Genomic DNA, 7,922 nt, shown 5'->3' with positions numbered 1-7,922 from the left:
CGGGGGGGGGGCGCGCGGGGGGGGCGCCCGGGGGCGGCGGGGGGGGGGGGGCCCCCCCCACCACCACGGTCAGCTCCGCGGTCCGGGCCAGGGTCGAGGCCACGACCGGGGCACGAGCCTGAGCCGCGGTGCCGGCGCGTGCGGCGCGGCCTGGAACTGCACGTCGTAGTACCCGCCGGCGGCGTGCACCGCACTCTGGTCCTCGTAGTGCACGGACCGGGGATGTCCTGAACTGCCGTGCCTGAGGACGTCCCGGAGCCTGGGCCCGGCCGCACCCAGCTCGGCGATGAAGCGCCAGGGGGCGCCCTCCACCACGGCCCCGTCCCGGTCCGGGGTCATGAGGAAGACCGAGTGCCCGCTTCCGCCGACCGGAATGGTCGTGCCGCCGAACAGACCGGCGAGCGCCGGCACCGCCTTCGCCAGCGGGTGGCGGTCCGCCAGCCGGTGGATCCGGTCGTAGCGCCAACGACCGGGTTCCGGTCCGCACTCCAGCGCGATCCGCCGCGCGGCCTCGGTGAGGGCCGCGCCGACGACGTCCGGCAAGGGCGCTTCGTCACCGAGCCGCGCCCTGGCCCCCTCGTCGAGGATCAGGTGGTCGACCTGGAGGGAGATGTCGGGCATACGGCCCGCCAGGTCGGCGCCGAGGCGGCTGGTCACCCAGTGTTCCGCGAGGACCTGCATCAGCCGGAAGAACACGAGGGGAGCGGCCTGGCCGCGCGAGTCGACGCCGTCCCATTCCCTCAGGAACGCGTGGCAGGCCGCGGCGGAGGGTTCGACCGGGGGCCGGCGACCCAGCGCTTCCAGCAAGGACGGCAGCACGCGCACGGCGCGTCCGTTGGTCTCGTCGCCCTGCCACCGGGCGCAGTCGTCGGAGGTCACCCGCCCCGCACCGACGATCAGCTCCTCGATGCGCTCCGCCCGGTAGGGGGCCACCCAGTCGACACCGACCTGGACGGGGGCGTCGTCGGGGACCATCTTGTGGTTGGCCGAGACGATGTACCCCTCGTCCGGGTTGAGGGTCTCCGGCAGGGCGTCGAACGGCAGGAAGTGTTCCCAGGACCGGGCGACTTCGGCGAAGGGCGCCGGAGCGAGCCCGCTGCCCGGGCGGCGTTCGGGCACCAGTCCCGCCGTCTTGAGGGCGATGTCGCCGTCCTGACAGGCCACCACGACGTTGAGCACGGGGACTCCGAAACCGCGCAGCGCACCGCGGAATTCGCGGTAGTTCCGGGCGCGCCACATCAGCTGACAGCCTTCGATCTCCGTGGACGGGGTGAGACCGCTCCAGAAGAGTCCGTACCGCTCGGTGTCGTCGTCGGTCGGCGGATCCATCTCGACGTGGCGGTCGCCGCCCGCGGCGCGCACGGTCACGTCGTCACCGCCGCGTACGACGATGGTGCTCTCGATCTCCCAGGTCCGCTGCTCCCCGCTCGCGGGGTCCAGGGTGCACAGGTCCTGTGTGTCGACCGTGGAGTTGGTGATGCCCCAGGCGAGGTGGCGGTTGGCGCCGGCGATGAGGCCGGGGAGGCCGGGGACGGTGACTCCGTAGCCCTCCGCGGTGTCCTCTCCGGCGCGGTCCCCGCTCCGGGCGCCGGTCGCCTTCAGGCCCATCTGGTACCAGAGGCTGGGCTGGGTGAACAGGACGTGGGGGTCGTTGGCCAGCAAGGGGTATCCGGTGGCCGAGCGTTCTGCGGACACCGCCCAGGCGTTGGACCCGATCGAGTGTTCACCGCGCAGCAGCCCCTGGACCCAGTCCCTGGAGGGGAGCGGCAGGGCGTCGGGGAGTTCGGGGCCCACGGCCGCCGTGGCGGCGACCGGCTCAGGGGTGGGCACCGGGCCCGGGCGCCCGGCGGGCCGCCTGACGGTCACCGCTCCATCGGCCGGGTACTTCGGGTGCAGGAACGAGGGAGCGTGCTCGGGGTGTTCCCGGGTCAGCCGGGCTCGGAACGTCTCGTTCTTGAGGTTCATCCCGAGGTCGAACCCCAGGTGCTTGACGATCACCAGGGAATCCAACGGGGTCCATGGTGCCGGTGCGTAGCGCAGCAGCAGGAACTCCACCGGGAGGCCAGCGCGCCGCCGCATCCGCCGTACGGCGGCGTTCACGCCGCGGCTGAACGCGGTGAGGCAAGCCTTGTGCTCCGGGCTCAGCAGGGCCTCGGAAGCCGCCGCGACCCGCTCCAGCGCGAGTCTCCTGGCGCGGATGTCCTCGGGCAGCACGGCCTTGCCGAAGATCTCGCACAACTGTCCCTTGGCCCTCCTGCGCAGGACGTCCATCTGCCACAGGCGGTCGGTCGCCTGGGCGAAGCCCACGGCGAAGTAGAGGTCCCGGTCGTTGTCCGCCTCCACCCAGGGGATGCCGCGCTCGTCACGGCGGACGGTCGCGCCGGCGAGGATGTGGTCCGTCTCCAGGGTGCCGGCCACGGGGTGCGCCCACCGGCTCGGCGCCGCGAGCAGGCCCAGTGCCTTGTCGCGGAGCTGCTCACGCCTGCGCATGGGCGGTCGCCTCCTTCTCGCACGTCTCGTCCTCGTGCCGGGCCAGCCCCGGGATGCGCCGGCCCACGACGAGGTAGATGAGTACGCTGAGCAGCGCGAAGCTGCCGATGACGAGGAACATGACGGTGCCGCCGTACCAGGCGAGGACCAGGCCACCGGTGAACGGACCGACGAATCCGCCCAGCTGGGCGATCGTCTGGGCACCGAAGTAGCTGCCGCGCCGGTCCTCGGGTGCGATCCGGTCGATGATCGCGAACTCGGCGGGGATGATGAAGGTCTCCCCGATGGAGAAGAGCACCATGGCGGCGATGAACTGCCAGGGGTCGTGCGAGAGGCCGAAGCCCAGTGTCCCGGCGAACATCAGCAGGCCGCCCAGCACGATGGACGGCACCGGCTCCCGCTTCTGGGCGATGCGCGAGGCGAGCAGTTGGAAGACCACGACCGTGACGGCGTTGGTTGTGAGCAGGTAGCCGAGGATCTTGACGCCGTCGTCGAACCCGAGGGAGAGGTGCTGGGCCAGGATGCCGGAGATCTTGCCGTGCACCGCTTCCAGGAGCACTCCGGCCACGATGAGGCAGAGCAGTTTCCGGTCTGTCGCCAGGGCGTGGAAGCTGTCCCCCAGTCCCTTGAGGACCTGGCCGAAGAGTTTGCTCTCGTCGGCCGGCTGCCGGGTCGGGGCGGGTCCGGCCGTCGGCCTGAGCGTGACCGTCAGACCCAGCAGGGCGAAGTACAGCACGTAGACGGCCGCGGCGATCAGGAAGGTCTCGCGGCCACCCGACAGACCGGTGAGAGCACCGATCATCGGGCCGACCGAGAAGCCGATGTTGACGGAAAGGTACTGGTAGGAGAACCACTTCACCCGGCGTTCCTGCGGCAGCAGATCGCTGAGCAGTGCCTTGGCCACGGGTCCGAACGAGCTGCTGCTCAGTGAGAGCAGCGCGTTGAAGAGGAACACCGAGAGCAGGGTGTGGCTGAAGTAGAAGCCGATGAAGGCCGCGACCACGCCGAGCAGGGCCAGCAGGAGCAGTGGGGTGCGTCCGAGGATGTCGGAGAGGGAGCCCCCGACGAGTCCGGCGAAGATCGCGAAGAAGACGGACGAGCCGATGACGAAGCCGATCGTGCCCGGGGCGAGGCCGAGCTCCTGGTGGAGGAAGACGGCCAGGAAGGGGATGCTGATCGAGTTCGCCAGCATCATGATGCCGGAGCCGGCCACGAGGAGCCTGGCCAGCGGCGGCGTGGCGGCGGAGGGCGGCGTCATCGGGCCGCCCCCAGACCGGCGCCGCTGAGCTGGGCGTCGTGCTGCCGGAAGAACCGTTGCATCAGACGGGCGGTGTCGCCGGCGTGCGGATGGCGCAGCATGCTCTCGTGGCCCGCCGCCACGGCCTCGCGGGACAGGTTTCCGCCGGTGAGCGGTTCCCAGCCCTCGCGCGGCGGCCGGGCCGTTCGGCCCTCGTCGCCGGTGGCCTCGACCAGGAGTACGGGCGGCAGCCCGGATGGCGGAGTGGGCCAGGTGAGGGAGGACATGAGGGTGAAGACCTCGAAGGTTTCCCGGAGCCCGCCGCCGAGCAGTTCGAGGGCATCGGGCCCGAGCAGTTCGGCCACCTTGCCCAGGAGTTCGGCCTCCGGTGTGGCCCACAGCGCGGCCTGGTCGGCGCGCAGGTAGGAGGCGGCGAGGCCGGGGAACAGCGCGGCGAGGGTCGCGAGGAAGGCCCGCAGCTGTTCGGGGCGCCCGGTGGCGAGCTGCCGCTGGACCGCGGCGGGCGCCAGGGCGTCCAGCACGACGAGGCTCTCCACGCGGACGCCGCGCCGGCGCAGCGCCCCCACCACGTACGGGCCGAGGGCTCCGCCGTAGGAGTGGCCGGCGAGGTGGACCGGACGGCCGTTCGCCGCCTCGTCGATGACGCGTGCGCAATCCCGTGCGAGCTCCTCGACGCCGAGCCGGCCCTCGCGCGCCTGGGCCTGCGCGATGTCCCTGGTGGACAGGGCGTAGAAGGACCGGTCGCTGAAGTGCGCGGACAACTGGACGTAGGAAGCCCCGAGCCCGAGCACTCCGGGCAGCGCGAACACCGGCGTGCCGCCCGTGCGGTTCTGCCGCAGCGGGAACAGGCCGTGCGTCCCCGGGCCGGCGTCGCCCGCCGCCTCGTTCCGCTCGTCACGGGAGGGGGTGGTGAGTTCGGCTATCCCGGTGTCCGGGGCGTCCACCACGGTGCGCAGCAGACGGTCGAAGTCCCGGGCCATCCGGCGGACCGTGGAGTCGAGGAAGAGGTCGGTGTTGTAGCGCCAGCGGAGGGTGAGGGCGCCGTCCGCCTCCAGGACGTCCAGGGTCAGGTCGGTCTGGACGTCCTGCTCCGGCGAGCGCACCAGAGCGACGTCCAGCCCGTCCAGGCCGAGTTGGGCCGCCTCGTTGTTCTGGTAGGCGAACATGATCTGGAAGAGCGGCGAGTGGGCGGCGGAGCGTTCCGGGTTGAGCCGCTTGACCAGCAGGTCGAAGGGGACGTGCTGGTGCTCCAGGTCGTGCAGGGTCCGTTCGCGTACCTGCCCGAGCAGTTCGCGGAAGGTGAGCTCTCGGTCGACCTTGGTGCGCAGTACCACAGAGTTGACGAACATGCCGATCAGGCCTTCGAGTTCGGCATGCGGCCGGTTGGCGGTGGGGCTGCCGATCACGATGTCGTCGGTGCCGGAGTACCCGGCCAGGAGCACCGCGAACGCGGTCTGCAGGAGCGCGAAGGGGGTGGCGTTCGCGCTCAGGCCGAGGGCGCGGAGTTCGTCGGCGGCCGCCTTCGGCACGGTTTCGTCGAAGGTGCTGCCCGCGTGCGTCATGTTCCTGGGGCGCGGGCGGTCGAGCGGCAGCGTGTGAACCGCCGGCAGCCCGGCGAGGCGCTGCTGCCAGTAGTCGATGTCCCGTTCGGCCGCGGCGCTGCCGGCCCACTGGTCCATGCTGTACGCGTAGTCGGTGTACTCGATCGCCAGGGGTTCGAGCGGCACGTCCGGGGCGTCGGGCCGCTGCTTGAAGTGTGCGTAGAGCCGCACCAGTTCACGGCTGAGCACGGTGTTCGACCAGCCGTCGGAGGCGATGTGGTGCGCGGTGATCAGCAGGGCGTGCAGCCCGGGGGCGCCGCGCAGCAGGCGGACGCGCAGCGGGTCGTCCTGCTCCAGGTCGAAGGGGCGCGCCAGTTCCTCCTGCGACAGCCGTTCCACCGCGCGTGTCCAGGCCTCGTCAGTGGGCGTGCCGAGGTCTTCCGCCCGCAGGGTGAACCGGCCGGCCGGGCGGACGACCTGGACCAGGTCCGTGCCGTCGTACCGGAGGACGGTACGCAGGGTGGCGTGCCGGTCCACGATGGCGCCGAACGCCCTGCCGAGGGCGGTGACGTCGAGGTCGCCCTCGAGCAGGAGGGTCTGGTGCAGGTTGTAGGCACCGCTGTCCGGTTCGAGCGCGGCGAGGAAGTACAGCCGCTTCTGCGGGTCGGTGGCCGGCTGGGGGGCGTCCGCGGGCGCCTTGGCGAGGGTGACGCCGCCGGGCCGGGCCGGCTGTTCGGCGGACGAGGCCGACCGTACGGCCCCGGCGAGCGCGCGGGCGGTCGGCTCGCGCAGGAAGTCGCGCAGCGCCACCTCGATGCCGAACTCCCGGCGGACCCGGGCGAGGAGGGTGATGGCGGCCAGCGAATGACCGCCGAGGGCGAAGAAGCCCGTGCCGGGGTGGACGCGTTCCAGCTTCAACAGTTCCGCGATCATGCCCGCGATGGCAGTCTCGACGGCGTCCGTGCCGGCGCCGGGGTCCTGGTCCGGCGCCGCGTGGTCCTCGCCGAGGGTGGTCGCCCGGTCCGGGTCCGGCAGGGCCCGGCGGTCGAGCTTGCCGTTCTGGGTGAGGGGCAGGGAGTCGAGGGCGACGAAGACGGCGGGGAGCATGTAGGGGGGCAGGGCACGGGAGAGCTCCCGGCGCAGGGACACCGCGGTCGTCCCGGGCGTGCGGCAGACCACGTAGGCGACCAGGCTGGTTCCGAGCCCCGGCAGGTCCCTGGCGACGACCGCGGCCTCGGCCAGCGGTTCGAGAGCGCGCAACGCGCCCTCGACCTCGCCCGGTTCCACCCGGTAGCCGCGGATCTTGACCTGATCGTCCTTGCGGCCGTGGTAGGCGTAGTCGCCGTCCTCGGTGCGCTGGACCAAGTCGCCGGTGCGGTAGCCACGGCCGGCGCCGCCCGGCAGCGTGACGAAGCGTTCGCGGTTCAACTCCGGGCTGCCCAGGTAGCCCTGCGTGACCCCGGGGCCGGTCACCACGAGTTCGCCGACCTCACCGGCCGGCACCTCGCGCAACTCCCCGTCGACCAGCAGGAAGCCCAGGTCGGGCAGGGGGCCGCCGATCAGGGACCGGGGCTGTTCGAGGTCCGCCGCGCGGACGCGGCGGTAGGAGGCGTAGACCGTGGTCTCCGTGGGCCCGTACTGGTTGATCAGCCGGGGCGCCGTGTCGCCGTACTTGGCGACCCACGGCTTGAGGTCGGAGAAGTGCAACGCCTCGCCTGCCAGGACCACGCGGCGCAGCGGCAGCTTCTCCGGGCGTCCGGCGTCCTCGGCAATGAGCTGGTTGAAGGCGCTGGGGGTCTGGCTCATCATCGTCACCCGCTCGCGCCTCAGCAGTTCCCACAGCGCGCGCGGGTCCTTGGCGACCTCCTGCTCGACCACGACGACGCAGCCGCCGTAGAGGAGGGCTCCCCACATCTCCCAGACGGATACGTCGAAGGCGAAGGTGTGGAAGAGGGACCACACGTCGTCGGGGGTGAAGCCGTACAGGGGTTCCGACACCGAGAACAGGCGCAGCACGTTGTCGTGTGACACCTGGACGCCCTTGGGTCGTCCGGTGGTGCCCGAGGTGAAGATGATGTACGCCCGGGTGTCCCGTCCGATGCCCTCGACCGCCGGGAGGGCCCCGGCCGCGGGGAGCTCCTCGTCCGCGTACACCACCTCGATGCCCGCGGGCACCGCCTCCGCCAGCTTCCGGGACGTGATCACCACGGAGGGGGCGGCGTCTTCGAGGATCAGCGCGAGGCGCGCCGCCGGGGTGGCCGGGTCCAGCGGCACGTAGGAGGAGCCGGTGCGCAGCACGGCGACCGCGGCGGCCACCATGTCCTCGGACCGCTCCAGGAGTACGCCGACGGGGTGTGCGCGGTCGGGCCCGTACGCCAGTACCGCGGCGGCGAGGGCGTTCACCCGCTCGTCCAGCTCCCGGTAGGTCAGCGACCGGTCGCCGCAGCGCACGGCGGTGCGGTCCGGAAAGGAGGCCACCGTGTCGGCGAAGGCCTCCACCAGGCTCGCCGCGCCGGCCAGGGAGCGGCCGGCGGCGGGGGTGACGGGACCGGCGGCGGGGGTGACGGGACCGTTGGCGTTGCGCAGGGCCACTCGGTTGCGCAGAAGGTCTGCACGGGTGTTGTTCATGGGTT

The 7,922-nt window shown here is 72.2% G+C and carries 3 protein-coding genes; all 3 read right to left on the bottom strand.

Translation table 11 applies throughout. The annotated features are described in order from the left end of the window. Nucleotides 1-69: 69 nt before the first annotated feature. From ACWGH1_RS12280 to ACWGH1_RS12270, 3 genes are read right to left on the bottom strand one after another with little or no spacing between them, the layout of a single operon-like run. Complete coding sequence (locus ACWGH1_RS12280; RefSeq protein WP_453353876.1) at nt 70-2,490, bottom strand: penicillin acylase family protein; 2,421 nt, start codon at nt 2,488-2,490, stop codon at nt 70-72. Further along, nucleotides 2,477-3,748 (bottom strand): MDR family MFS transporter, encoded by a 1,272-nt coding sequence (locus ACWGH1_RS12275; RefSeq protein WP_453353875.1) that lies wholly within the window; start codon nt 3,746-3,748, stop codon nt 2,477-2,479. The genes ACWGH1_RS12280 and ACWGH1_RS12275 overlap by 14 nt, the downstream gene beginning before the upstream one ends. After that, complete coding sequence (locus ACWGH1_RS12270) at nt 3,745-7,917, bottom strand: amino acid adenylation domain-containing protein (RefSeq protein WP_453353874.1); 4,173 nt, start codon at nt 7,915-7,917, stop codon at nt 3,745-3,747. Before ACWGH1_RS12270 ends, ACWGH1_RS12275 begins: the two co-directional genes overlap by 4 nt. Nucleotides 7,918-7,922: the final 5 nt, after the last annotated feature.

The sequence above is a fragment of the Streptomyces sp. NPDC054883 genome, assembly GCF_053610645.1.
Note: the sequence above shows the minus strand (reverse complement) of the source record. Positions and strands in the feature narration are given on the sequence as shown.